This is a genomic window from Cyanobium sp. WKJ7-Wakatipu, from assembly GCF_024345355.1.
GTDB lineage: Bacteria > Cyanobacteriota > Cyanobacteriia > PCC-6307 > Cyanobiaceae > Cyanobium_A > Cyanobium_A usitatum.
The window spans coordinates 1-22,450 of record NZ_JAGQAY010000013.1 but is presented as its reverse complement, the minus strand read 5'-3'; the positions used below and the strand labels follow the sequence as shown (position 1 = coordinate 22,450).

Genomic DNA, 22,450 nt, shown 5'->3' with positions numbered 1-22,450 from the left:
GCTAAGCTAACAAGCAAAAACCTGATTAAGCAAAGTCAGAAGTCCCTTCAGAAGTCCCTGGGCTTGCAACTGGGGTCTGCTCTGATGTGGCTGCCTGGCCGAGTAGGTAGAGAGAGCCAGCAGCTACCACGCGCTGCAAACCACTTCCCGCTTGGGCCAGGCCGGCCTCGAGGCTGGGGGCGCTGTGCAGCTGGCTAGCGAGTCTGGGACAGGCGGCTGTAAGGGCTTCAAGGCTCCAGCAGGCGTGCCCCGGCACCGGCACGATCCAGGCCCGGTCGCCCGGGCCCAGCAGGGCCGCGGCTATCTCCGGCCCCTGCTTGTTGGCCAGCATGCCAAGCAGCCAGTGGCGCGGGCCGGAGACCAGGCCGTGGCGCTCGGGATGGGCGTCGAGTTCGGCGCGTAGGGCGAGGGCGGCGGGCAGGTTGTGGGCGCCATCGAGCAGTAGGGGTAGGCCGTGCCAGCTCAGTTGTTGCAGTCGGCCTGGCCAGCGGGCTGCTGCGAAACCGCGGCGTATGGCTGGGTCGTTGACCGGCCAGCCCCGCTCCTTTAATGCCCGCAGCAGGCCCAGGGCGACGGCGCCATTGGCGGCCTGCACTGCTCCTGAAAGCCCCAGGGTCCACTGGTTGAGATCCAGTGGCTCCACCCAGCGCAGTTCGGCTCCCACTGCGGCGGCGCTATCGCTCAGCACCGCCGCCACCTCCGGGCTCTGGGGAGCGCTAATTGCCACGGCCCCCGGCTGGAGCACGCCGGCTTTTTCGGCGGCAATCGTGGCTGGATCCGGCCCGAGGAACTCAGCGTGGTCGAGCCCCACCGAGGCAAAGCCGATCACGGGCCGGTGGGGATGGCAGGTGGTGGCGTCGAGCCGGCCCCCCAGTCCCACCTCCAGCACCACCAGCTCCAGTTCAGCTTCCGCGAAGGCCAGGAAGGCCGCGGCGGTGACCAGCTCAAACGGTGTTAGCTGGTGGCGTTGGGCGATCGGCGTGGCGGTTTCCAGGTGGCGGCGCAGGCATGGCGCGGCGATCGGGTCATGGCAAAGCCGGATGCGCTCGGTCCAGCTCACCAGGTGCGGCGAGGTGTAGAGGCCGGCGCGGATGCCGGCGGCCAGCAGGGCCTGGTGCACCAGGGTGCAGATCGAGCCCTTGCCGTTGGTGCCCGCCACCTGCACGGCGGCAAAGCGGCGCTCGGGGTTGCCAAGCTCGGCGAGGGCGGCCTGGAGGCGATCGAGTCCCAGGTCGACGCCGCGGCGGCTGAAGGGCTCGATCAGGTCGGCGAAATTGTCGAGCTCAGTGCCCACGGCTGTTTCATCGGCCACGGCTGAGTAGGGCGCGCTCGAGGCGGTCGACGGCCAGGCGCAGGTGGCGGGGCTGGATCACCAGCGGGGGCACGAAGCGCACCACCCGTGGGCCGGCGGGCACCAGCAGCAGCCCCTGCTCCATGGCCGCCTTGACGATGTCCGGAGCGCTTGGGGCCTCTTCGCGCAGCACCAGGCCTTGCAGCAGACCCCAGCCCCGCACCCCCTCCAGCAGGGTGGGATGACGGCTCACCAGCTGGGCCAGTAGCTCTTGCAGCAGTGCGCCCATCCGCTGCACGTGGCTGAGCAGGTCGCGCCGCTCCAGTTCGGCTAGCACGGTGAGGCCGGCGCGGCAGGCGAAGGGGTTGCCGCCGAAGGTGCTGGCGTGTTCGCCGGGGCGGAAGTGATCCACTGAGGCTTTCACCGCCAGGGCACCGATGGGGATGCCGCCGCCGAGGCCCTTGGCCAGGGTGATCGCATCGGGCTCGACGCCCAGCTGCTCGTAGCCCCAGAGCTGGCCGCTGCGGCCAACGCCGATCTGCACTTCATCGAAGATCAGCAGAATGTTGTGGGCGTCGCAGAGCTCCCGCACCCGCCTAAAAAAGGCCCTGTTGCCGGGATGCACGCCGCCTTCGCCCTGAATTGGTTCGAGCAGCACGGCGGCCACCCGCGGACCCTCCACTTCGCAGGTGGCGAGCAGAGCTTCAAAGGCGGCAGTGTCGTTGTAAGGGAAGTAGCGGAAGCCCTGCACCATCGGCTCAAAGCCCTGGTGGTACTTGGGCTGACCCGTGGCCGTAACCGCAGCCAGGGTGCGGCCGTGGAAGCTGGCTTGGGCGGTGAGGATTAGGGGCGCCTTGCCGTCGCCAGTGGCGATTCCCCTCACCGTGTGGCCGTGCTTACGGGCCAGCTTGATGGCGGCCTCATTGGCCTCAGCGCCGGAGTTGCAGAAGAAAACCCGATCCAGGCAGCTGCTGGCGGTGATCGCAGCGGCGAGTTCCTCCTGCTCGGGGATTCGATACAGATTGGATACGTGCTGCAGCTTGCCCAGCTGGCGGCTTAGGGCCCGCTTCAGCCGCCCGTCACTATGACCGAGGGTGCAGACGGCAATGCCGGCTACACAGTCGAGATAGCGCTTGCCATTGCTATCCCAAACCCAGACTCCCCGGCCTCGGGTGAGGCTGATCGGGAAGCGGGCGTAGGTGTCCATCACGGCTGAGGCAGACATGCCTGAGTGGGTGATGGGCGAGATGGGAGCGGTGGGACTCGAACCCACAAACCCGAAGGCGCTCGATTTTGAGTCGAGTCCGTCTACCAATTCCGGCACGCTCCCGCAGTTGAGAGCTTAAGCCGCCGAGCTGACACGCTCAATGCTGGCACCGGCGGCATTGAGCTTGCCCTCAAGATTGGCGTAGCCACGGTCTAGGTATTCGAGGCCGCGCACGCTGGTGATGCCGTCGGCGGCTAGGCCAGCCAGCACCATGGCCGCGGAGGCGCGCAGGTCGCTGCCTTGCACTGGAGCACCGCTGAGGCGTGCCACCCCTTCCACAAAGGCGGTGTTGGCCTGCATGCGGATGTCGGCACCCATGCGTTGCAGTTCGCCCACGTGCTGCAAGCGATTTTCAAAGATGTTTTCGGTGATCACGCTGGTGCCCCGGGCCGTGGCCAGCAGGCTCATGAAGGGGGCTTGCAGGTCGGTGGGGAAGCCGGGGAATGGCTGGGTGCGCAGGTCAACTGCATTGATTTGATCGGCCTTGATGGTGAGCCCGACGCCGTCGTGCTCCAAGGTGCAACCCGCCTCCTCGAGCTTGGTTAGTACGGCGCCAAGGTGATCTGGGATCACTGGGGTTACCCGCAAATGGGAGCGGGTGATGGCGGCTGCCAGTAGAAACGTGCCCGCTTCGATGCGATCTGGGATCACGGCGTAGTCGGCGCCATGCAGGCGATCCACACCCACGATCGTGATCGTGGAGGTGCCGGCGCCGCGCACCTTGGCGCCCATGGCGATCAGCAGGCCTGCCAGATCAACCACCTCTGGCTCAAGGGCGGCGTTGTCGATCACCGTATCGCCATCGGCGAGCGCGGCCGCCATCATTAGTGTCTCGGTGGCGCCAACGCTGGGGCAGTCCATGTGGATGCGGCCGCCCGTGAGGCGATGGCCGCTGCCTGGCACCACGGCGGTGACGACCCCATGCTCAATGGTGACCTGGGCACCCAGGGCCTTGAGACCTTTGACATGCTCGACAACTGGCCGGGTACCGATCTGGCAGCCGCCTGGAAGGGGCACCTTGGCCATGCCAGTGCGGGCAAGCAGGGGGCCAATGCAGAAGAAGCTGGCCCTCAGGCTATTCACCAGCTCGTAGGGCGCTGTAGAGCTATTGATTGAATCTCCTTTTAATTCCAGCGCGTCACCATCACGGTGGACCTGGCCGCCAAGGCTGCTGAGCATTTCGCCCATGGCGGCGATGTCGGTGAGAGGAGGGACGTTTCTCAGTCGGATGGTGTCCCTGGTCAACAGACAGGCAGCCATCAGCACCAAGGCTGAGTTCTTGGCACCACTCACGTGCAGCTCACCGGAGAGGCACCGGCCGCCTCGGATTTCAAGCCGAGGATTTTGAAGAGAACGGGTCTTGCTAGGTGATTGGACAGCGATCAGACCCATGGAACGACTGCCCAGCTCATGTCGCAGCATATTGACAATAAAAGGTGAGACCGTCTAGACCACCGCCGCCGGAACTGGCTCCGACTCCTGGTGCGGGTTGCCGATGGCTTATGTTTTGCTCGTTGCACCGAGCTCAGCTCTAGCGACAGCCACGCGGATGTGGCGGAATTGGTAGACGCGCTAGTTTCAGGTACTAGTGGCAGCAATGTCGTGGGAGTTCAAGTCTCCCCATCCGCACTTTTCCCATGATCGTTCTCAAGATCTCAAACGCTTCCGAGGTGATGGCTTCGAAGCTAGGCAAATTCCTTGAGAGCCTTACCCCCGACAGCCTTGATCAATCCACGATCGAGGACATTGTCATCAAGAAATTGGTCGAAAACCTCCATGCTGAAGGCTTGAAGGGTGAGGTCGCCTCGGTGCGTGGTCTCGATTTAGACGGCAAGGAGCTCGTAGTGCACGACGGTTTGAGTGTGCGCCGTCACCAGGCTTTCTGAAGTGATCCCAAGCGATGGCTTGGGTGCTGCCGAGCCGCTCACTAGCCGCCGCAACCCGCTGGTTAAGCAGCTGCGTCTTCTGCAGGAGTCTCGCGGTCGCCGCGAGCAGGGGTTGCTGCTTCTGGAAGGCACCCACCTACTGCAGGAGGCGGTGCGCCTAGGGCTTCAGCCCAGGGACGTTTTGGCTACCGCCGCTTGGCTGGCGGACCATGGCGAGCTGGTGGCAGCCCTGCCTCCAGGCTGCAGTTGGCGACTGGTGGGTGGTGAGGTGCTGGAGGCCATAGCCACTACCCAGCATCCCGATGGTGTGGTGGCCAGCCTGCTGCCTCCGACGGCAGCGGCTCCAGGCACAGCCAGCTTTGTGCTGGCCCTTGATGGGATCCAGGATCCCGGCAACCTCGGCACCTTGATGCGCACTGCCTTGGCGGCGGGGGTTGGGGCCCTGTGGCTGGCCGATGGGGCTGACCCATTTCAACCAAAGGTGTTGCGCGCCTCGGCGGGGGCTGCCTTGGCCCTGCCCCTGGTGCGAGAGAGCAGGCAGGAGTTGGCGGAGCGGTTGCAGGCGGCAACGGCCGCCGCCCTGCAGCTGGTGGTTGCGGTGCGCCCCGAGACCGGATCTGTGCCTGTTATTTCGGCACCTCTTCCCTATTGGCAGCTCGATTGGACCCGGCCCACGGTGTTGCTGCTTGGCAATGAGGGAGCTGGGGTGTCAGCGGAGCTCCAGGCCCTTGCCAGCCAGCGCGTCACCATTCCCCACAGCCCAGCGGTGGAATCCCTCAATGTGGCCGTGGCGGCAGCTCCGCTACTGCTCGAGCGTCTGCGCCAGCAGGCTGGAGCTTGACGGGGGAGAATGCCCGTCAACAACCGCAGTTCTGCCCGGTGAGCGAAGCCCCCCTCCACGGATCGCGTTTTGACGGATCGCGTTTTGACGGATCGAGCTTCGATTACGACGTGATCGTGGTCGGTGCCGGCTATGGCGGCTTCGATGCGGCGAAGCACGCTGCCGACCATGGCCTGCGGGTCGCCATCGTCGAGTCGCGCGATATGGGCGGCACCTGTGTGAACAGGGGATGTGTGCCCTCCAAGGCCCTGCTGGCGGCCAGCGGCCGGGTGCGGGAGCTGGCCGACGCCGAGCATCTGGCGGGCTTTGGCATCCACGCCGCCCCAGTGCGCTTTGAGCGCCAAAAGATCGCCGACCATGCCAACCAGCTGGTGGCAACTATCCGCAACAATCTCACCAAGTCCCTGGAGCGCGCCGGTGCCACGATCCTGCGGGGTCAGGGCCGTCTGGCCGGCCATCAGCAGGTCACGGTGCGCGAGAGCGGCAGTGGCATCGAGCGCACCATTAGCGCCCGCGATGTGATTCTGGCTACAGGTTCTGAGCCTTTCGTGCCCCGCGGCATCGAGACAGATGGGCACACCGTGTTCACCAGCGATGAGGCGGTGAACCTCGAGTGGCTGCCCCGCTGGCTGGCGATCATCGGCAGCGGCTACATCGGCCTGGAATTTGCCGATGTGTACACGGCCCTGGGCTGCGAGGTCACGATGATCGAGGCCCTCGATCGGGTGATGCCCACCTTCGATCCCGACATCGCCAAGCTTGCTGCCCGCACCTTGATCAATGGCCGCGATATCGATGCCCGCGCCGGTGTGCTGGCCCGCAAGGTGACCCCCGGCTGCCCGGTGAAGATCGAGCTGGCAGACATGGCCACCAAGGAGCTTGTGGAAACCCTGGAGGTGGATGCGGTGCTGGTGGCCACTGGGCGCGTGCCCACTAGCGCCGAGCTCAACCTGGCTGCCGTTGGTGTGGAAACCGAGCGGGGCTTCGTGCCAGTCGACGAGCACATGCGGGTGCTGGTGGGAGGTGAGCCGGTGCCGCACCTTTGGGCCGTAGGCGATGTGACCGGCAAGATGATGCTGGCCCACACCGCTGCCGCCCAAGGCACCGTGGCCGTAGACAACATTCTTGGCCACAGTCGCCAGATCGACTACCGCTCAATCCCAGCGGCCACCTTCACCCACCCGGAGATCAGCTCGGTGGGCCTGAGCGAGGCCGATGCCAAAGCCCTGGCTGAGCAAGAGGGCTTTGAGCTGGGCCTGGTGCGCAGCTACTTCAAGGCCAATTCCAAGGCCCTGGCTGAACTCGAGGGCGAAGGTCTGATGAAATTGCTGTTCAACAAAGCCAGCGGTGAGGTGCTGGGCGCCCACATCTTTGGTTTGCATGCGGCCGACCTAATCCAGGAGATCGCTAACGCCGTGGCTCGCCGCCAGAGCGTGTTGCAACTGGCCACCGAGGTGCACACCCATCCAACCTTGAGCGAGGTGGTGGAAGTGGCCTACAAGCAAGCAGCCATGGCGGTGGCAGGCTGAGCACCATGGAGATCCGTCGCCGGCCGCCCAACCCCAAGGTGAAGGTGGCCTTTCTCGAATACGCCATCCGCCACGAGGACAGCGAGCCACGCCACATTCTTGAGCAGATCCTCTGGGAGAAGGATCGGGAAATAGCGGCCGCCCGGGAGAGGGTGCCCTTGGAGAAGCTCAAACAGCAGGTGGCTGAGCTGCCGGCGACCAGGGATTTTTTGGCGGCCCTGCGGGCCTCCTGCCGCAAGCCGGCGGTGATCGCCGAGGTGAAAAAGGCCAGCCCCAGCAAGGGCGTGATCCGCGAGGACTTCGATCCCGAAGCGATTGCCAAGGGCTACGCCGCCGGTGGCGCTAGCTGCCTCTCGGTGCTTACCGATAAGCAGTTTTTCCAGGGTGGCTTTGAGGTGCTGGTGCAGGTGCGCCAAGCGGTGGATCTGCCCCTGCTCTGCAAGGACTTCATCCTGAGCCCATATCAGCTATTTCAAGCCCGCGCCGCCGGGGCCGATGCGGCCCTGCTGATCGCCGCGATTCTCAGCGATCAGGATATGGCTTACCTGCTCAAGGTGGCCAGGGCTCTGGGCCTGGCCGTGCTGGTGGAGGTGCACGACGGCGAGGAACTAGAGCGGGTGCTGGGCCTTGATGGCGTGCAACTTATCGGTATCAACAACCGCGATTTGGCCAGCTTCCATACCGATCTGGCCACCACCGAGCAGCTCACTGCCGTTTATGGCGAACGCATCCGCGCCAAGGGCTGCCTGCTGGTGAGCGAGTCGGGCCTGTTCACCCGCGACGACCTCGACCGGGTACAGGGTGCTGGCGCCGATGCGGTGCTGGTGGGCGAAGCGCTGATGCGTGAGGCCGATGTGACCGCCGCACTGGAGACCTTGATCGGCAGCGTCTGATGATCGGCAGCAGCTGATCTTTGTGTTTGCAATGCTTAGCTAAACCAAGGCTTAGCCAAGCATTGGTTTAGCTAAGAAGCGCGCAGGTTGGGTGCTGCCGCTACGCCAGCCGCCACCCCAGCCGCTACGCCGGTCGCTACAAAAATGAATGCAACAAAAAGCCCCCGCCACTGGGCGAGGGCTTGGGGAGTTCGGGGCCGCAGCAGCAGCCAGTCGCTCACACCTTGCGGGAGTAAAACTCAACAACCAGCAGTTCGTTGATCTCAAGGGCGACCCATTCGCGCTCGCACTTGCTGATCACCTTGGCGACGAGCTTGTTCTTATCGAGCTCCAGGTGGGGCGGGATGTTGGCCAGACCCGGGAAGGCCAAGTTGCCTTCAGCCAATTGCTTGCTCTGCTTGCGCTCGCGCACGGCGACCACATCGCCGGCCTTGCACTGGTAACTGGGGATGTCCACGACGCGGCCGTTCACGGTCAGGTGGCCATGGTTCACCAGCTGACGGGCGCCGGGGACGGTGGGGCCAAAACCCAGACGGAAGCAAACATTGTCGAGTCGGTTCTCGAGCAGTTTCAGCAGGTTGGTACCCGTGGAACCCTCTTGGGCCCGGGCTTTCTTGACGTAGCGAACCAGCTGACGTTCGGAGATGCCGTAATTGAAGCGAAGCTTTTGCTTCTCTTCGAGGCGGATGGCGTATTCGGAGCGCTTGCGACGGGCTTGGCCGTGCTGACCGGGGGGATAAGACCGCTTAGCGGACTTACGGGTGAGACCGGGAAGGTCTCCCAAGCGCCGCGTGATCCTCAAGCGAGGGCCGCGGTAGCGAGACATGAAAACAAATTCAAAGGACGAAGTACCTCCCTTGGGAGGCAAGGCGCTGCGGTATCGAGCATGCTGGGATGATCCCGCTAACTCGAGCTGTGCCGCGCCAACGATCGATCCTATCGGTTAGGCCGCGCAGCCTCGATCTCCAGCCAGAGCCGGGCCTCGCCTCCCTGCAAGAGGCCGAGCTTGGGGCTTCACCCCAACTGCCGAGCAAACAGTCAACCCAGCTGCTGACCCAATTGCTTACTACTGGCCTGGCGGCCCTATTGCTCGCCTTGATCAGCTTTTATCGCCAGTGGATTTCGCCCTTGCTGGGGCCCCGCTGCCGTTTCATTCCCAGTTGCAGCGCCTACGGCCTCGAGGCGATCAGCCGCCATGGGCCCTGGCGGGGCAGCTGGCTCACCCTGCGCCGGCTGCTGCGTTGTCATCCCTTCAGCGCCTGCGGTTGCGATCCGGTGCCCGATTGATGCTCTCCTCCGCTCCCTCTTGGCCCTCTTCCTCCCCCGGGCTCCCGGTTTTACTGCTGCTAACCCGCAAGGGGTGCTGTCTCTGCGAGGGACTGGAGCAGAAGTTGCGCGCCCTCGATCCTCCGCTGGCGCTGGAGTTGATCGATGTGGATGGTGATCCCGCCCTGCAGGCCCGCTTTGGGCTGGAGGTGCCGGTGCTGCAGGTGCGCTCCGGCCAGGGAGATCGGCCGCTGCCCAGGGTGCCGCCCCGGCTGGCTGGCGCCAGCTTGCAGGTTTGGTTGCAGAAGCACGGTTTTTCCAGCCAGGACGCTTAGAAAGGCGCCAACTGTCCCGCCAGTGCCATGACCCAGCTGCTCCACCCAGTCCTGCGGCAGGTGGGTTTGGAGGTGCCGTTGGGCGTGCCCAACGGGGAGTTGAGCGGCATCAGCTGTGACTCGCGCCGCATCGGGCGGGGCACTTTGTTTGTGGGGCTGCCTGGCACCCAGGTGGATGGGGGCTGCTTCTGGCCCCAGGCCTTGCAGGCCGGTGCGGTAGCTGCGGTGATCAGCGAGGCCGCGGCGGCCCTTCAGCAGCCTGGGCCAGGCGATGCTGTGCTGGTAGCGCCTGAACCGCTGACCCGCTGGGCCGGAGAACTGGCGGCTGCCTTCTGGTCCCAGCCCAGTCGCCGGCTGGCCCTGATTGGGGTCACCGGCACTAATGGCAAAACCACCACCACCTATTTGATTGAGCATCTGGCGGTTTCGTCAGGCAGGCCTTCGGCTCTGTTTGGCACCTTGGTGAACCGCTGGCCGGGCCACAGCGTGACGGCCCAGCACACCACGGCCTTCGCCGATCTGCTCCAGGCCCAGCTGGCCCAGGCCGTTGAGGCCGGTGCCCAGATCGGTGCCATGGAGGTGAGCTCCCATGCCCTTGATCAGCAGCGGGTAGCTGGCTGCCACTTCTCTGGCGCCGTGTTTACCAACCTCACCCAAGACCACCTCGACTATCACCCTTCGATGCAGGCCTATTTCGAGGCCAAAGCGCGGTTGTTTGCGGAGCCGCTGCTGGCTGGGGGGGCGGTGGTGAATGGCGACGACCCCTGGGGCGCCCAGCTGGTGAGCCGTCTGGGTAAAGCCTGTTGGCGCAGCTCCCTGGAAGACCCCAGCGCCGAGCTGTTCATCCGCGATTTGCAGCTGGGGGCAGGCGGCGTGCGCGGGGTGCTGCAGACACCGGCGGGGGAGGGGGCATTCCACTCGCCCCTGGTGGGTCGCTTCAACCTGATGAACCTGCTGCAGGCGGTTGGTGCCCTGGTACAGCAGGGCGTCCCCCTGGCCCAGTTGCTCGAGGGGCTGGCCAATTTCCGCGGCGTACCTGGTCGCATGGAGCGGGTGGTGGTGGGTGACGGCTGCGGCGACCCGGCCGTGCTGGTGGATTACGCCCACACTCCCGATGGCCTGGCCAACGCCCTGGCTGCCTGCCGCCCTTTCACAAAGGGGCGTCTTATCTGCGTGTTTGGCTGCGGCGGCGACCGCGACCGCAGCAAGCGGCCCCAGATGGGAGCTATTGCAGCCCAGCTGGCTGACCAGCTCTATGTGACTTCCGACAATCCCCGCACGGAAGATGCCCAGCAAATCCTGGCCGATGTGACTGCTGACATTCCTCCTGGAGGATCCATGCAGGTGCAGGCCGACCGGGCGGTAGCTATCGCCGCCGCCATCGCCGAGGCCGAACCTGGGGATTTGGTGCTGATCGCCGGTAAGGGACATGAGGACTACCAGATCCTCGGCACCACCAAGGTTCATTTCGACGACCGGGAAGAGGCTGACAAAGCCCTGCGCCGCCGCCGGGGCACTTAGAGGCTGAATGCTTCTCAATGCTCCCAGTATCTTGTTTCCGTAAGGTGCTCCCGATAAATTTAGATAGTCCTATCAATCATTTTTGTGACAGCCTCTATTCCAATGGGCAAGAAGCTTCTTGCCGAAGGCTTCGGAACTTTTTGGCTGGTATTGGGAGGTTGCGGTAGTGCCGCAATCGCCGCTAATTTCCCGTATCTCACTGGAGCCGACATTGCCCCGGGCAATCCCTTTGGGCTTGGTTTTCTAGGCGTGTCGCTGGCCTTCGGTCTCACGGTGGTAACAATGGCCTATGCAATTGGGCACATCTCTGGTTGTCATCTCAACCCGGCGGTGAGCTTCGGCCTTTGGGCCAGCGGACGCATGAAAGGTTCGGAGCTGCTGCCCTACATCGTGGCTCAGGTGATTGGCGGCGTGCTGGCCGGAGGCTTTATCAAGCTGGTCGTGGCAGGTGGCCCGGCTTTTGATTTAGTGATGGCTGGTAGTAATCCGCTGGCTACAAATGGTTGGGGCACCCATTCACCGGGTGGTTATGGCTTCTGGGCAGCCTTGATCGTGGAGCTAGTGCTCACCTTCTTCTTCCTGTTGGTGATTATTGGTGCCACTGATCGGCTGGCGCCATCTGGCTTCGCTGGCCTTGCTATCGGACTCACCCTGGCGCTGATTCACATGATTAGCATCCCGGTGACTAATACATCGGTTAACCCTGCCCGTAGCACCGCAGTGGCTGTTTGGGCCGGAGTGGAAGCGATGGGTCAGCTGTGGTTGTTCTGGGTGGCGCCAATCGTGGGGGCCTTGCTGGCTGGCTGGGTGTATCGCAATGTGTTCAGCGACCAGGCTTCCTGATCGCAATTAGATTTAGGAAAGCTTGATCTAGAGAAGGGGCGTAAGCCCCTTCTCTTTTTGGCGTTGGGATCAACTCAGAACGCTTGCAAAGCTCCAAGTAGCTGATCAATCTCAGCTTCGGTGCTGGTGATGTGGGTGCAGGCCCGCAGGCAGTGGGGGGCGTCGAGGCTGCGCAGCCAGATGCCTTGCTCACCCAGGCGCTTCACCACCATTTCCGGATCTTCCCCGCTGATCTCAAAGCTGACCAGCCCCGCCGGTGGCGGCACCTCCAACAGCGTGCGGGCGCGCGGGTTTGCCTGCAGCCCTTGCCAGAGATAGCCGCTGCGCTGCTGAATCAGGGCCAGGCGCTCTTCGGCTGTGCCTTCCGCCTCCAACAGGTGCAGGGATTGCTCAAGCCCAGCGCAAAGGGGTACGCAGGAGGTGGCCACTTCAAAGCGCCGGCTGTCGGTGTGAAATTCGCTCTGGCCGCTGGCTTCGTGGCTGAGACTGCGCCAGCCGATCAGGGTTGGTCTGGCCTCGCGCACCACCCGCTCCGATAGGGCTACTGCTCCCAGTCCCTCCGGGCCACAACACCATTTGTGGCCGGTGCAGCCGTAGATGTCAGCGGCGGCTGCACCGGCTTCGATGGGAATGGCCCCAAGGGATTGGGCCCCGTCCACCAGCAGCCAGGGCTGCTTGGGGTGTGAGCTGAGCTGGCTAGCTACCGCTGCAATCGGCATCACCTGGCCCGTATTCCAGAGCAGGTGTGAAAGCACAACCAAGCGGGTGGCGGGGCTGAGCTGGCGATCCAATCGCTGCAGCACCTGCTTGTTTGTGTCATCGGCAGTGCCGCGTAGATCCGCCACCGCCAAGGTGGTGAGCACAAGCCCTTGGCGGTGGGCTAGTTCGCGGCAGGCGGCTACCACCCCCGGGTGCTCGCAGTCGCTGATCAGGAGTTCGTCGCCTGCCTGCCAGGGCAGGCCCCAGAGCGGCAGTACGCAGCCACTGGTTACGTTTTCGCTGAAGGCCAGCCGGTGCGCCGGCACGCCAGCTGCGCCAGCCAGATGCTGGCGCAGCTGGCTGGTGGTCTGTTCCACAAAAGGCCATACCGCGCCGGTAAACGGGCCTAGCTCCTGGATGGTGCGCCAGGCGGCCGTGATGGCCTCGAGGGATGAGCTCGGCAGGGGCCCCTGGCCGCCGTAGTTGAAGTAGGTCTTGTTGGCTAGGGCGGGTAGCTGGGCGCGGAAATCAGTTGGCATCAGGAGCATTTATTTGCTCGGATCCTGGCATTGCATTGACGACCGGTCGATTGATCCGTGAAGGTATGGATAGTTCAACCTATGAATTGTTGGCAATGCCAATTCCAGATCTGTCAGCGCTCGTGGTCTCCACGATTGTTCCCTTTGTTTTGAAGCTGGTGGGCGCAGTAGCCCTCTGGATCGCGGGTGGCTGGCTGATTCAGCTGGCTATGCGCATTATGCGCAAAAGTTTGCGTCATAGCAGCCTGGATGTGACAGTTGTTGGCTATCTGATCAATATCCTCGCTGCGGTTTTGCGAGTGATCCTGGTGGTAGCGATACTCGGCTTCTTTGGTATTCAGACAGCCAGCTTTGCTGCCCTGCTTGCTGGTGCTGGCGTAGCAATCGGGGCGGCCTGGAGTGGCATGCTCGGCAACTTCGCGGCTGGTGTTTTTCTGCAGATTTTCCGCCCTTTCAGTGTTGGTGACTTCATTACAGCTGCAGGCATCACCGGCACAGTGGAGGAAATTGGTATGTTTGTTACTTCGCTTCTAGCGCCAGACAATGTGCGCAATATCGTGCCGAATGGCAAGTTGTTTGGCGACACCATCCAAAATTATTCGGTCCATGGTTACCGTCGCGTTGAGCTAGTGGCCCAGCTCGACAATTCCGCTGATGTAGGCCGTGCCATTGCCCTGCTTAAAGAAGCCATCAAGCAGGTGCCTAATCAGTTTGCTGGGATGGAGGCAGACGTCGAGGTGCTCGAGTTCAGTGAGCGTGGTCCCCGTTTGGCGGTGCGTCCCTACACCCACACCAGCAACTATTGGCAGGTGTATTTCGACACCAATCGCATGATCATCGACGTGCTCGGTGCCAATGGTTTCCCCGTGCCCAGGATTCCCCTGGCGATGGGCGCTAACTAGAGCACCTGGCCAACCATTACGGCGGCGATTGCAGAAAAAAGCGTGATGCCCAAGGCGGTGAGTGGGTTCTGTCCCTGAGCCACCGCCACGGAGGTTACGATCCCTGCCCCAAGACAGGCCACCGCCAGTTGGTTAAAAACTTCAGGGCGGCTGTTTGGAGTGGGGCTCACGGATGCTCGGGCGGCTTGGGCCAGAACGTAGAGGTGATTTCCTTTTGATTCCCGGCCTAAAGCCAAGCTTGTTACCTGACGTCGGAGTTCGTTACGCCTCGACATCAACGCCAGCTGCCCTAACCGCGGGAAGCGGGCCTGGCCCGGCCCCCGCTGGCCCAGGCCTGCAGCGCCTCCAGCTGCTCCCGGGCGGTGCGCGAAAGGGGCACCACCTGGCTAGCGGCAGCAATCAGGTCGGCTTCGCCGAATTCCCGCTGCTCGGCGAAGGCCAGGTGCATGGCCTCGATCACGGTCTGCTCCAGTTCGGCGCCGGAGAACCCCGCGGTGCGATCCACCAGCACTTCCAGGGTGATGCTGTGCTTTGGCCGGCGGCGACGCAGCTGCAGATCAAGAATGGAGCGGCGCTCGTCAGCGCTGGGCAGATCCAGCAGGAAAATCTCGTCGAAGCGCCCCTTGCGCAGTAGTTCACCTGGCAGCTTGTCGACGCCATTGGCGGTGGCCACCACAAACACGGCGCTGGTTTTCTCTGCCATCCAGGTGAGCACCGTGCCCAGCACGCGCTGGCTGGTGCCCCCATCACTGCGGGAATCGCCCCCAAAGCCTTTGTCGATCTCATCTATCCAGAGCACGCAGGGCGCCATCGCCTCCGCTCGCTGGATCATGTCCCGGGTGCGGGCCTCTGAAGCCCCCACCAAGCCGGCGAACAGCCGGCCCACATCCAGGCGCAGCAAGGGCATGCTCCAGCTGTGGGCTATTGCCTTGGCGGTGAGCGATTTGCCGGTGCCCTGGGGGCCCACCAGCAGCACGCCCCGGGGCAGGGGCAGGCCATAGCGCATGGCTTCTTCGCTGAAGGCCATGTGGCGCTGTTCTAGCCAGTGCTTGAGGGCTTCGAGTCCACCGATATCGGCGGGGCTGGCCTCGCTCGGGCAGTACTCCAGCAGCTCGCTCTTGGCGATCGCCTGACGTTTCTCCTCCAGCACCTCGGCTAAATCCGCCTCCCCGAGTTGGCCGCGCCGCGCCAGGGCCCGGGCTGCTAGCTGGCGCACCCGCTGCTCGCTAAGGCCGTGGCAGGCGGCGGTGAGCTGTTCGCACACGGCCGGTGCCATCGGGTAGCCACTGGCGCCAGCAATCGTGCTGAGCAGTTGACGGATCTCTTCGGCACCAGGCAGGGGTAGATCCAGCAGGGTGATGCTGTCTTCCAGTTCCCGGGGAATGGCCCAGTCGGGGGCGGTGATCACCAGGGTGCGGGGGGCCTGGCGCAGGCTCGAGGCCAGGTTGCGCAGCCGGCGGCAGACACCGGCGTCTTCGCAATAGCGGTGAAAATCGCGCAGCACCAGCAGGGCCCCCTGCTCGGGCGGCAGCGTATCGAGGCAGGCCAGGGCCGCCATCGGGTTGCGGGTGGCCTCGCCACTGCGGTTTGGGGCACCGCTCAACCCATCAATGAAGTCCCAGCGCAGCAAGGTACGGCCGCCCAGTCGTTGGGCGGCTTGTTCAAGCAGGCCATCAACCCGTTCCTCCTCAAGGCTGCGGATCCACAGAATCGGCGTGCGGGCCCGGATCAGTAGATCGAGTTGGTCGGCCCAGCTGTCGGTCACGGAGGGAGGCTCAGGGGTTCAGGCCCTGCAGGGCGCTCCAGCGGGAATCGATGCCATCGCCGTCGCTGCTCCAGGTGGCCGGACCGGGGCAGTCCTTGCCGCAGTGGTTAACGATGGGTAGCAGCAGGTTTAGTTGCTCAAATACCCAGTGTTCTGGATCGAAATTGCCCCTGGGATCGAGCTGCTCCATCAGACCGCTGTCGTCAGCCTCGCCCTCCATTGCCATCGAGTCGGATGGGATTGGGGCGGGTTCGCCGATCCAAAGCAATTCTTGGTTGCTGGCGCGCAGGGGATGGTTGAAGTGCTGGAGGCAGCGGTCGCAGCAGAGGGTGACGATCGTTTCTGCTTTGCCTACCACCTCCAGCACGTTGCCTCGATGGTTGGCGTGCAGTTGGCCTCGCACCGGTGTGAGGCTTGCTAGACCCTCGATGGTTTGGTCTATTTGCCAATGGCGCCCAGCTTCCAGGTGCCGCAGATCCGAAAGGGGAACCGGCCGAAGCCTCTCCCCGACAATCTGATCAGAGTGCTCTGGCTGGGGTGAATTGGACACGGGTCACTTCTTGCCCTTGGGTTCGAAGGGCAGGCGACCGCCACTGGCTGACACAGTCACGGGTTGCTGCGCCATTTGCTGGTCAAGGATCGCCTGCAGGTTGTCGGGCAAGGCTTCGCGGCTGAGCAGGAAGGTCTGCAGGGCCTGGAAGATGTTGGCCACCACCATGTAGAGCAGCACCCCAGCCGGCAGGGGGAAGAACAGGAACATGCCGGTGATCATCACCGGGGTGATCTTGTTGGCGGTGGATTGCTGAGGATTGGCGGGCATGCCCATGCCAGAAAGGATCTGGGAGGCAAACAGGCTGGCGCCGAAACCTGCCACCAAGATGGCGATGTCCCAGTTCACGGCGCCATCGGTCATAAAGCCCACCTGGCCGAGAGCCTTGATGAACAGGAAGCCGCTGCGGGCCGCCAGGCCGGGGATCTTGGCCTCGACTGTGGCGTCGCCGGTGCCTAGGGCAGTGATCGTGCCATCAGCCGCCACGCTTACGACGCCTTCTCCCTTGGTCACGCTCCAGGCGGGCGTGTAGGCGTCGCCATGGTCGATGCCCTGCAGCACCGAAGCAAAGCTCGAGCCGTCTTTGGTGTGCAGCTTCACCTGGGCTGAATCACCCACTCCCAGCTTGGTGCCGCCTTCGAGGCTGGCGATCACCGGCACGTGGGTGGTTTCGGTAACGAAGATCGAGTGGCTTGGGCTGTTGAAGGGTTTGGGTTCGACTGCGGCGATTTGCTCAGCAGGCAGCACCTTCAGGTTGAGGGTGTAAGGCACATCGGCGAAAGGTGAGCCCCGCAGGGTGGCGAACAGGGCAAACAGGATCGGCATCTGCACCAGCAGGGGCAGGCAGCCAGCTAGGGGGCTGCCGAACTCCTTCATCAGACCGCCCAGCTCCTCCTGCTGCTTCTGGGGGTTGTTGGCGTATTTGGCCTTGATCTCGGCCTGCCGCTTCTGCATGGCGGGCTGGGCGATCCGCATGCGGCGGGCGTTGCGGATCGAGCCGGCGCTGAGCGGGAACAGGGCCAGCCGGATCACCACGGTGAGGGCGATGATTGCCAGGCCATAGCTGGGCACCAATCCGTAGAAGAAATCGAGGATTGGGAGCAGCAGGTTGTCGGAGATGTAGCCGATCACGGCAGAGGGGCTCTCGGGGTAGGGGGGAGCGTGGGCTCAGTGTGACTGATGGTCTAGGCGGCCATGCCCTTGGGTGTGGACCTTTTGGCTTGGCGGCGCTCCTCGATGTAGGCCTCGAGGTCCCGGAACCCAGGCACTGCGCGCATCTCGAGCTTGGAGCCGTCGTTGAGCACCAGCACCATGTCGCCCCAGAGGCCGAAGCCGCGGGGCACACTGCGCACCTCCCTGATTTGGCTGTACACAACCTGGGTGCGGTCGCGACCCAGCCAGCCACCATTTACCTCGATGCGGCGACTGGTGATCCGGAAACGCAGCCAAAAAGCCCGCACGATCGCTCCAATGGCGAAAGGAATGCCGATGAGGGTGAGCCCGAGCACCAAATTGAAGATCAGGTCTCCCTTGGCGGGTCCGCCTTCGTAGAAGACGCTTTCCTCAATGGAGGTGGCGGGGGCAGTGCTCATCGCGTCAGGCCTGCTTGGTGAAGAAGTTGACTGCATTCTCCCAGTAAGGCCTGGGGGCATTGCTCAGCGCTACCAGGTTTGAGGCTGAGTAGGAGCCAGAGGCAGCGCTGGCCATCGCCGATTTGCTGGGCAAGTAGGTGCTCGTGCAGGAGGCGGCGCAGGCGATTGCGGCGCACGGATCGTTTGTGCACCTTGCTGCTGATCACAATCCCGCAGCGCCAGGTGCTGGCCGGACTTGCCTGCTGCTTGGCAGGTAGGAGTTGGGGCAGGGCGTCCAAAACGCGGAGCAACAAAAAAGGGCCGTGCGTTTTGCGGCCCTTCTGATACACACGGTTAAACACCCGTTGCCCCTTAAGCCGGTGGCACTGGGGCAGGGCCAAGGCTCTTAAACGGCGAGGCGGGCCCGGCCGCGGCGGCGGCGGGTGCGGATCACGCGGCGGCCTGTGTGGCTGCGCATGCGCACACGAAAACCAGATACGCGCTTGCGCTTACGACTCGTTCCTTCCAGGGTGCGCTTGGTCATGGCTGGCTCTTCGCTGCGCTTATTGCGTCGGTAATGGGCGTAAGGGCCAACCTATCAGGCGGGGTTGGCGCCGCTGGGGCTCAGTGCCTATGCCGCTCAGTTGTTAGGCGGATCGATCTGAATCAGCCAGCTGCCCAGGTAGCCGGCCATCGGCACGTCGCCGGGGGCTTGGGCCAGCGCATTGAACTGATACATGCCGATGTTGAAGGGATTGAAGATGTTCATGTACACCCCGATGGTGCCGGTGTCTGGCACGGGGGTGTCTGGGAAAATCTCTATGGCCTCGCCATTGGCAGATACTTCGATCGTGGCTGGGATGGTCTCCTGGCACTTTGTGCGAGACATCATGCCGCCTTCACTCATCTTGCAGAGCTTGACACGCTTGGGATCAATCTTGGTGTCAAAATAGCTTGGGACGCTTATACTTAGTTTTAGAATTGCCGTCTTGCGATCTTTTGGTCTGAGTATCAAGTAGTACTCCGAGCGCTTGAGGCGCTGGGTTTCGGTCATAAAGAAGTAAAGCTTGCGGTAGTCCTTGGTGTTGTCCCAGCGGAACTCCATCAGGCTGGGCGTGCCCTGGGCCAGGCTCGGCTGGAGACTGGTGCTAAGCGCAACTGCTCCAGTGACGAGTGCGGCGCTGGCGGCCAGTGCCGGGAGGGCGAGTTGGTGGCGAAGGCGAGGGAAACCCATCAGGGCTGCACCAATAAGTGATTTGATTCTCAGCAGGGAGCTGCTGCCCCGGTGCCCGGGGTGGCCGGCCCCAAAGGTGGCGGCGGGCCTACGGCTGAGCCCGATCTGGTCGCAGGCCAGCTGCCTCGCGCAGGTAGGGGTGCACCGGGGTCTGCTGCGGTTGTAGCCAGGCATGGGCCAGCAGTCGGATGCAGCGAGGCAGATCGCCCGCTACTTCCATTTGCTGGCAATCGAGCAAAGCCACCTGGTCCCAGCCCGGCTGGCGCCTGGCGATGGCCGCCGGAAAACAGGCATCCAGATCCCGGGTTACGGAAAAGGTCACCGACACCAGTTGCTCTCCCTGGAGTCCATTGCGCTCCATAAGGGCATCCACAAGCTCCTTGACACAGGCCTGAATCGCCTCGGTGCTGTTCGCCTCGGCGGTGGTTGCCCCGCGTAGGGCCCGCAGCACAAAACCAGCATTCATGGCCTGTAGAGCCACAGGGGTTGACCGCTCCAGGCCAGTTCCAGGCTGAAGCTCTCGATCAGCTGGCGCAGTTGGCTGCGGCCTGGCAGTACACCGCCAAAGCGTTTAGGCGGGCTGCCAAAGGTGGTTGGGCGGGTTTTCTCAGGGTCGAGGCCAGCCAGCTCAGCGGCCAGTCGCCTGGCCGTCTCCTCATCACCAAGCACATCTACTAAACCCAGCTCCAGGGCTTGGGCGCCGCTGAACACCCGGCCATCGGCGAAGCCGCGCACCGTCTCTTGGTTAAGCCCCCTTCCCGTTGCTACAGCCTCCACAAACTGGTGGTAGCTCGAATCAATCAGGCTCTGCAGCAGCTTGCGTTCCCCTTCGCTGAGAGCGCGATCCGGCGAAAGAATGTCTTTGTAGAGGCCGCTCTTGACGGTTTCAAAGCTCACGCCCACCCGCTCCAGCAGTTTGGAGAGGTTGTTGCCCCGCAGAATCACGCCGATCGAGCCTGTGATCGTGCCTGGGTTGGACACAATTTTTTCGGCGGCAACTCCGATGTAGACCCCGCCTGAGGCGGAAATGTTGCCGAAGCTGGCCACCACCTTGCAGCCCTTTTCTCGCAGGCGCATTAGGGCGCTGTAGATCTCCTGGCTGTCGCCCACGGTGCCGCCGGGGCTATCAATGCGCAGCAGAAGAGCAGGGCACTCCCGTTGCTCCACCTGGCGCAGGGCCTTGAGCACCCGGCTGCGGGTGGGGCCGGCGATTGGTCCTTCGATGGCAATGCGCGCCAGGGTGCGACGGGTCTTGCGGCGCCAGGGCCAGGGCATTTGGGATAGGTGAAGTGGTTGGATCTTAAAAACAAAGCCTTCGCCGGCCAGGAAGCCCATGCCCCAGGCCCTGCGATGGCCCTTGATGTTGCTCCCTTTTGCGCTGTGGGGCACGGCGATGGCGGCGATGCGGCCCCTGCTGGAATCCGGCAGTCCCCTGCAGGTGGCAAGCCTGCGGCTGCTGCCAGCGGGGGTTCTGGTGCTGCTGGCCGCCCTGTTGCTGGGCCGCTCCCTGCGGGTGGCTGCCGTTGATTGGCCCTGGTTGCTGGCCTTTGCCCTGGTGGACGGCAGCCTCTTCCAGGGGCTACTGGCCCGGGGCCTGGGCCAGACCGGAGCGGGCCTGGGTTCGGTACTTATTGATTCCCAGCCCCTGCTGGTGGCCCTGCTGGCCCGCAGTCTGTTTGGGGAAGCGATCAATCCGGTGGGCTGGGTGGGCCTGCTGCTGGGGTTGCTCGGCATCCTTTGCCTGGGTTTGCCGGCACCGGTGCTGCGCCACTGGTGGCTCGATGGTCCCGTCGCCCTTGGCGAACAGGCCTGGAGCCATGGCGAGCTGTGGATGCTGGCGGCGGCGGCGGCGATGGCCATCGGCACGGTGCTGAGTCGCTACGCCAGCCGCCAGAGCGATCCGGTGGCAATTACCGGCTGGCACCTTCTGCTTGGTGGCCTGCCGCTACTGGGCGGGGTCGCCTGGGAGGGGGCCCTACTGCCCAGCTGGAGCCTGGGAGAATGGGGATTGATGGCTTACGCCACCGTGCTCGGCAGCGCCCTGGCCTACGGCCTCTTCTTCTGGTTTGCCAACAGTGGTGACCTCACGGGTTTCACCGCTCTCACCTTCTTAACTCCCGTCTTCGCCCTGTTCTGCGGGGTTTTGCTGCTTGATGAGCAGTTGCAGCCGCTGCAGTGGCTCGGGGCCCTGCTGGCCTTGGTGTCGGTGCTGTTGATCAACCGGCGCAAGCAGCTCTGGCGCGGTACCTCCCTGCTGGAGCAGCCGTGATGCGGATCCTGGTGGTGAGTACTCCGGTGGGAGCCCTGGGCAGTGGCCGCGGCGGTGGGGTGGAGCTCACGGCCTGTGCCCTGGTAGCGGGGTTGTTGGCGCGGGGCCACCGGGTGACGGTGCTGGCTGCCGAGGAGTCGGTGTTGCCCACCTCCTGCCTCGCCGCCGAACTTTGGACCTGTAGCGGCAGCTCCCAGACCAGCGCCCAGCACCAGCAGCGCAGTGCTGCGATCACGATGCCGGCCGACGGCCTGCTGCAGGCCTTCTGGCGGCGGGCGCTGTTGGAGGGGCCTGGGGCCGGCTTTGAGGCGGTGATCAACCTGGCCTACGACTGGCTGCCTCTCTGGTTGACCCCCCTAGCGCCCCTGCCCCTGTTTCACCTGGTGAGCATGGGTTCGGTGAGTGAGGCCATGGATTTGGCGATTGCCGAGCTGGCGGCTTGGGATCAGCGGCGCCTCGCTTTTCATACCCGCGTGCAGGCGGAGGATTTTCGTTTGCCCCAGGCGCCGGTTGTGCTGGGCAATGGCTTTGACCTAGACGCCTACGGCTTCTGCGCCGAGCCTGAGCCTCTGCTCGGCTGGGCCGGCAGGGTGGCGCCGGAGAAGGGGCTGGAGGACGCGGCGGCGGCGGCGGCCCAGCTGGGGTTACCCCTAGCGGTGTGGGGTTTGGTGGAAGACCAGGCCTATGCGGCAGCGGTGGAGGCGTCGGTGCCGGCTGGCACCCTGCAGTGGCGGGGTTTCTTGCCCACCAATCAGCTGCAGCAGCAGCTCGGCCATTGCCAGGCCCTGCTGAATACCCCCAAGTGGAATGAGGCCTACGGCAACGTGGTGGTGGAGGCGCTGGCCTGCGGTGTGCCGGTGGTGGCCTATCGCCGCGGCGGCCCCGGCGAGTTGGTGCAGCACGGTTTCACTGGACTGCTGGTGGAGCCGGACGACGTGACTGCCCTAGCGGCGGCGGTGGCACAGGTGGGCGCTATCGAGCGACGCGCCTGCCGGGCCTGGGTGCAGGCCAACGCCACGCGGGCGGTGCTGGCGGAGCGGGTGGAGGCCTGGTTGCTGGCGGGGCTGAGCTGACTGAGATGGGGCATTCACGGCCATGCAGCAGGTGAACCGTTTGTGATCAGCTAGGAGCGTGTTGCACATAGATCAGGGCAAGGCCTCTCCACAGACGCCCTGAAATCTGCCCAGATCCCAGTGTCAGCAATGAATCAGGACGAGAGAATGGGTCATGGTCAAGCCCAAGTCCTTCC

The 22,450-nt window shown here is 63.9% G+C and carries 26 protein-coding genes and 2 tRNA genes; 12 read left to right on the top strand and 16 right to left on the bottom strand.

Annotated elements, in window-relative coordinates; translation table 11 throughout:
* Nucleotides 1–25 precede the first annotated feature (25 nt).
* From KBY83_RS09085 to murA, 4 genes are all read right to left on the bottom strand, one after another.
* Entirely contained in the window at nucleotides 26–1,312 is a 1,287-nt protein-coding gene (locus KBY83_RS09085; protein ID WP_255019227.1) for a folylpolyglutamate synthase/dihydrofolate synthase family protein, read from the bottom strand.
* Complete coding sequence (locus KBY83_RS09080) at nucleotides 1,302–2,516, bottom strand: aspartate aminotransferase family protein (protein WP_255019226.1); 1,215 nt, start codon at nucleotides 2,514–2,516, stop codon at nucleotides 1,302–1,304. Before KBY83_RS09080 ends, KBY83_RS09085 begins: the two co-directional genes overlap by 11 nt.
* Before the next feature lie 23 nt (nucleotides 2,517–2,539).
* A tRNA-Leu gene (locus tag KBY83_RS09075) sits at nucleotides 2,540–2,621 on the bottom strand.
* Nucleotides 2,622–2,633: 12 nt separating this feature from the next.
* Complete coding sequence (gene murA, locus KBY83_RS09070) at nucleotides 2,634–3,950, bottom strand: UDP-N-acetylglucosamine 1-carboxyvinyltransferase (protein WP_106501414.1); 1,317 nt, start codon at nucleotides 3,948–3,950, stop codon at nucleotides 2,634–2,636.
* 153 nt (nucleotides 3,951–4,103) lie between these two features.
* On the opposite strand from murA, the gene KBY83_RS09065 reads away from it, so the two are divergent.
* The 5 genes from KBY83_RS09065 (at nucleotide 4,104) to trpC (ending at nucleotide 7,707) form a co-directional block, all read left to right on the top strand.
* A tRNA-Leu gene (locus tag KBY83_RS09065) sits at nucleotides 4,104–4,187 on the top strand.
* 8 nt (nucleotides 4,188–4,195) lie between these two features.
* Nucleotides 4,196–4,444, top strand: a complete 249-nt coding sequence (locus tag KBY83_RS09060) for a hypothetical protein (RefSeq protein WP_106501415.1) — start codon at nucleotides 4,196–4,198, stop codon at nucleotides 4,442–4,444.
* 1 nt (nucleotide 4,445) lies between these two features.
* The gene (locus KBY83_RS09055) at nucleotides 4,446–5,285 is read left to right on the top strand and encodes an RNA methyltransferase (protein ID WP_255019225.1); all 840 of its coding nucleotides are present in this window, start codon (nucleotides 4,446–4,448) and stop codon (nucleotides 5,283–5,285) included.
* Between the two features lie 38 nt (nucleotides 5,286–5,323).
* Nucleotides 5,324–6,814 carry a dihydrolipoyl dehydrogenase gene (gene lpdA / locus KBY83_RS09050; RefSeq protein WP_255019224.1) on the top strand — a complete coding sequence of 497 codons (1,491 nt, stop codon included), beginning with the start codon at nucleotides 5,324–5,326 and terminating at the stop codon, nucleotides 6,812–6,814.
* 5 nt (nucleotides 6,815–6,819) lie between these two features.
* Nucleotides 6,820–7,707 carry an indole-3-glycerol phosphate synthase TrpC gene (gene trpC / locus KBY83_RS09045; protein ID WP_255019223.1) on the top strand — a complete coding sequence of 296 codons (888 nt, stop codon included), beginning with the start codon at nucleotides 6,820–6,822 and terminating at the stop codon, nucleotides 7,705–7,707.
* A gap of 217 nt (nucleotides 7,708–7,924) precedes the next feature.
* Here trpC and rpsD read toward each other — a convergent pair whose 3' ends face one another.
* Nucleotides 7,925–8,533, bottom strand: a complete 609-nt coding sequence (gene rpsD / locus KBY83_RS09040; protein ID WP_106501418.1) for a 30S ribosomal protein S4 — start codon at nucleotides 8,531–8,533, stop codon at nucleotides 7,925–7,927.
* 197 nt (nucleotides 8,534–8,730) lie between these two features.
* On the opposite strand from rpsD, the gene yidD reads away from it, so the two are divergent.
* The 4 genes from yidD (at nucleotide 8,731) to aqpZ (ending at nucleotide 11,672) form a co-directional block, all read left to right on the top strand.
* A complete protein-coding gene (gene yidD, locus KBY83_RS09035; RefSeq protein WP_254993471.1) occupies nucleotides 8,731–8,994 on the top strand; it encodes a membrane protein insertion efficiency factor YidD in 264 nt (87 codons plus the stop codon).
* Entirely contained in the window at nucleotides 8,994–9,308 is a 315-nt protein-coding gene (locus KBY83_RS09030) for a glutaredoxin family protein (protein WP_255019222.1), read from the top strand. Before yidD ends, KBY83_RS09030 begins: the two co-directional genes overlap by 1 nt.
* A 27-nt stretch (nucleotides 9,309–9,335) precedes the next feature.
* The gene (locus KBY83_RS09025) at nucleotides 9,336–10,829 is read left to right on the top strand and encodes a UDP-N-acetylmuramoyl-L-alanyl-D-glutamate--2,6-diaminopimelate ligase (protein ID WP_255019221.1); all 1,494 of its coding nucleotides are present in this window, start codon (nucleotides 9,336–9,338) and stop codon (nucleotides 10,827–10,829) included.
* A 102-nt stretch (nucleotides 10,830–10,931) separates the two neighbouring features.
* Nucleotides 10,932–11,672 (top strand): aquaporin Z, encoded by a 741-nt coding sequence (gene aqpZ / locus KBY83_RS09020; RefSeq protein ID WP_193486053.1) that lies wholly within the window; start codon nucleotides 10,932–10,934, stop codon nucleotides 11,670–11,672.
* Between the two features lie 74 nt (nucleotides 11,673–11,746).
* Here the strand turns inward: aqpZ and KBY83_RS09015 are convergent, their stop codons facing one another.
* On the bottom strand, nucleotides 11,747–12,910 hold the full coding sequence (locus KBY83_RS09015; RefSeq protein WP_255019220.1) for an aminotransferase class V-fold PLP-dependent enzyme: 1,164 nt from the start codon (nucleotides 12,908–12,910) through the stop codon (nucleotides 11,747–11,749).
* Here KBY83_RS09015 and KBY83_RS09010 point away from each other — a divergent pair.
* Nucleotides 12,904–13,812 carry a mechanosensitive ion channel family protein gene (locus KBY83_RS09010; protein WP_255019219.1) on the top strand — a complete coding sequence of 303 codons (909 nt, stop codon included), beginning with the start codon at nucleotides 12,904–12,906 and terminating at the stop codon, nucleotides 13,810–13,812. The two genes, KBY83_RS09015 and KBY83_RS09010, sit on opposite strands and share 7 nt — an antisense overlap.
* Here KBY83_RS09010 and KBY83_RS09005 read toward each other — a convergent pair.
* The 10 genes from KBY83_RS09005 to sppA all read right to left on the bottom strand — a co-directional run bounded on the left by KBY83_RS09005 (nucleotide 13,809) and on the right by sppA (nucleotide 20,207).
* Nucleotides 13,809–13,982 carry a hypothetical protein gene (locus KBY83_RS09005; RefSeq protein WP_193486054.1) on the bottom strand — a complete coding sequence of 58 codons (174 nt, stop codon included), beginning with the start codon at nucleotides 13,980–13,982 and terminating at the stop codon, nucleotides 13,809–13,811. The two genes, KBY83_RS09010 and KBY83_RS09005, sit on opposite strands and share 4 nt — an antisense overlap.
* A gap of 119 nt (nucleotides 13,983–14,101) precedes the next feature.
* Nucleotides 14,102–15,577 carry an AAA family ATPase gene (locus KBY83_RS09000; RefSeq protein ID WP_106501421.1) on the bottom strand — a complete coding sequence of 492 codons (1,476 nt, stop codon included), beginning with the start codon at nucleotides 15,575–15,577 and terminating at the stop codon, nucleotides 14,102–14,104.
* Between the two features lie 10 nt (nucleotides 15,578–15,587).
* A complete protein-coding gene (locus KBY83_RS08995; protein ID WP_255019218.1) occupies nucleotides 15,588–16,127 on the bottom strand; it encodes a DUF177 domain-containing protein in 540 nt (179 codons plus the stop codon).
* Nucleotides 16,128–16,130: 3 nt separating this feature from the next.
* Nucleotides 16,131–17,258 (bottom strand): membrane protein insertase YidC, encoded by a 1,128-nt coding sequence (gene yidC, locus KBY83_RS08990; protein ID WP_254960872.1) that lies wholly within the window; start codon nucleotides 17,256–17,258, stop codon nucleotides 16,131–16,133.
* Nucleotides 17,259–17,311: 53 nt separating this feature from the next.
* Nucleotides 17,312–17,719, bottom strand: coding sequence for a PH domain-containing protein (locus KBY83_RS08985; protein WP_106501423.1), 408 nt, complete (start codon nucleotides 17,717–17,719; stop codon nucleotides 17,312–17,314).
* Nucleotides 17,716–18,099 carry a ribonuclease P protein component gene (gene rnpA, locus KBY83_RS08980; RefSeq protein WP_255019217.1) on the bottom strand — a complete coding sequence of 128 codons (384 nt, stop codon included), beginning with the start codon at nucleotides 18,097–18,099 and terminating at the stop codon, nucleotides 17,716–17,718. Before rnpA ends, KBY83_RS08985 begins: the two co-directional genes overlap by 4 nt.
* Nucleotides 18,100–18,104: 5 nt before the next feature.
* Nucleotides 18,105–18,242, bottom strand: coding sequence for a 50S ribosomal protein L34 (gene rpmH / locus KBY83_RS08975; RefSeq protein ID WP_006170261.1), 138 nt, complete (start codon nucleotides 18,240–18,242; stop codon nucleotides 18,105–18,107).
* Between the two features lie 96 nt (nucleotides 18,243–18,338).
* Complete coding sequence (locus KBY83_RS08970; protein WP_255019216.1) at nucleotides 18,339–18,932, bottom strand: DUF2808 domain-containing protein; 594 nt, start codon at nucleotides 18,930–18,932, stop codon at nucleotides 18,339–18,341.
* An 88-nt stretch (nucleotides 18,933–19,020) separates the two neighbouring features.
* Complete coding sequence (gene aroH, locus KBY83_RS08965) at nucleotides 19,021–19,398, bottom strand: chorismate mutase (RefSeq protein WP_255019215.1); 378 nt, start codon at nucleotides 19,396–19,398, stop codon at nucleotides 19,021–19,023.
* Nucleotides 19,395–20,207, bottom strand: a complete 813-nt coding sequence (gene sppA / locus KBY83_RS08960; RefSeq protein WP_106501686.1) for a signal peptide peptidase SppA — start codon at nucleotides 20,205–20,207, stop codon at nucleotides 19,395–19,397. Before sppA ends, aroH begins: the two co-directional genes overlap by 4 nt.
* A gap of 58 nt (nucleotides 20,208–20,265) precedes the next feature.
* On the opposite strand from sppA, the gene KBY83_RS08955 reads away from it, so the two are divergent.
* Together KBY83_RS08955 and KBY83_RS08950 are read left to right on the top strand one after the other, a co-directional pair.
* On the top strand, nucleotides 20,266–21,201 hold the full coding sequence (locus tag KBY83_RS08955) for a DMT family transporter (protein WP_255019214.1): 936 nt from the start codon (nucleotides 20,266–20,268) through the stop codon (nucleotides 21,199–21,201).
* Nucleotides 21,201–22,274: a glycosyltransferase gene (locus tag KBY83_RS08950; RefSeq protein ID WP_255019213.1), complete on the top strand. Its 1,074-nt coding sequence runs from the start codon at nucleotides 21,201–21,203 to the stop codon at nucleotides 22,272–22,274. Before KBY83_RS08955 ends, KBY83_RS08950 begins: the two co-directional genes overlap by 1 nt.
* Nucleotides 22,275–22,450: the final 176 nt, after the last annotated feature.

Excerpts from the sequence above, each read along its gene's own strand:
- KBY83_RS09080 (WP_255019226.1), bottom strand. The coding sequence starts at position 2,516 with ATGTCTGCCTCAGCCGTGATGGACACCTACGCCCGCTTCCCGATCAGC.
- murA (WP_106501414.1), bottom strand. The coding sequence starts at position 3,950 with ATGGGTCTGATCGCTGTCCAATCACCTAGCAAGACCCGTTCTCTTCAA.
- KBY83_RS09060 (WP_106501415.1), top strand. The coding sequence starts at position 4,196 with ATGATCGTTCTCAAGATCTCAAACGCTTCCGAGGTGATGGCTTCGAAG.
- trpC (WP_255019223.1), top strand. The coding sequence starts at position 6,820 with ATGGAGATCCGTCGCCGGCCGCCCAACCCCAAGGTGAAGGTGGCCTTT.
- rpsD (WP_106501418.1), bottom strand. The coding sequence starts at position 8,533 with ATGTCTCGCTACCGCGGCCCTCGCTTGAGGATCACGCGGCGCTTGGGA.
- KBY83_RS09030 (WP_255019222.1), top strand. The coding sequence starts at position 8,994 with ATGCTCTCCTCCGCTCCCTCTTGGCCCTCTTCCTCCCCCGGGCTCCCG.
- KBY83_RS09025 (WP_255019221.1), top strand. The coding sequence starts at position 9,336 with ATGACCCAGCTGCTCCACCCAGTCCTGCGGCAGGTGGGTTTGGAGGTG.
- aqpZ (WP_193486053.1), top strand. The coding sequence starts at position 10,932 with ATGGGCAAGAAGCTTCTTGCCGAAGGCTTCGGAACTTTTTGGCTGGTA.
- KBY83_RS09015 (WP_255019220.1), bottom strand. The coding sequence starts at position 12,910 with ATGCCAACTGATTTCCGCGCCCAGCTACCCGCCCTAGCCAACAAGACC.
- KBY83_RS08985 (WP_106501423.1), bottom strand. The coding sequence starts at position 17,719 with ATGAGCACTGCCCCCGCCACCTCCATTGAGGAAAGCGTCTTCTACGAA.
- rpmH (WP_006170261.1), bottom strand. The coding sequence starts at position 18,242 with ATGACCAAGCGCACCCTGGAAGGAACGAGTCGTAAGCGCAAGCGCGTA.
- KBY83_RS08970 (WP_255019216.1), bottom strand. The coding sequence starts at position 18,932 with ATGGGTTTCCCTCGCCTTCGCCACCAACTCGCCCTCCCGGCACTGGCC.
- aroH (WP_255019215.1), bottom strand. The coding sequence starts at position 19,398 with ATGAATGCTGGTTTTGTGCTGCGGGCCCTACGCGGGGCAACCACCGCC.
- sppA (WP_106501686.1), bottom strand. The coding sequence starts at position 20,207 with ATGCCCTGGCCCTGGCGCCGCAAGACCCGTCGCACCCTGGCGCGCATT.
- KBY83_RS08955 (WP_255019214.1), top strand. The coding sequence starts at position 20,266 with ATGCCCCAGGCCCTGCGATGGCCCTTGATGTTGCTCCCTTTTGCGCTG.
- KBY83_RS08950 (WP_255019213.1), top strand. The coding sequence starts at position 21,201 with ATGCGGATCCTGGTGGTGAGTACTCCGGTGGGAGCCCTGGGCAGTGGC.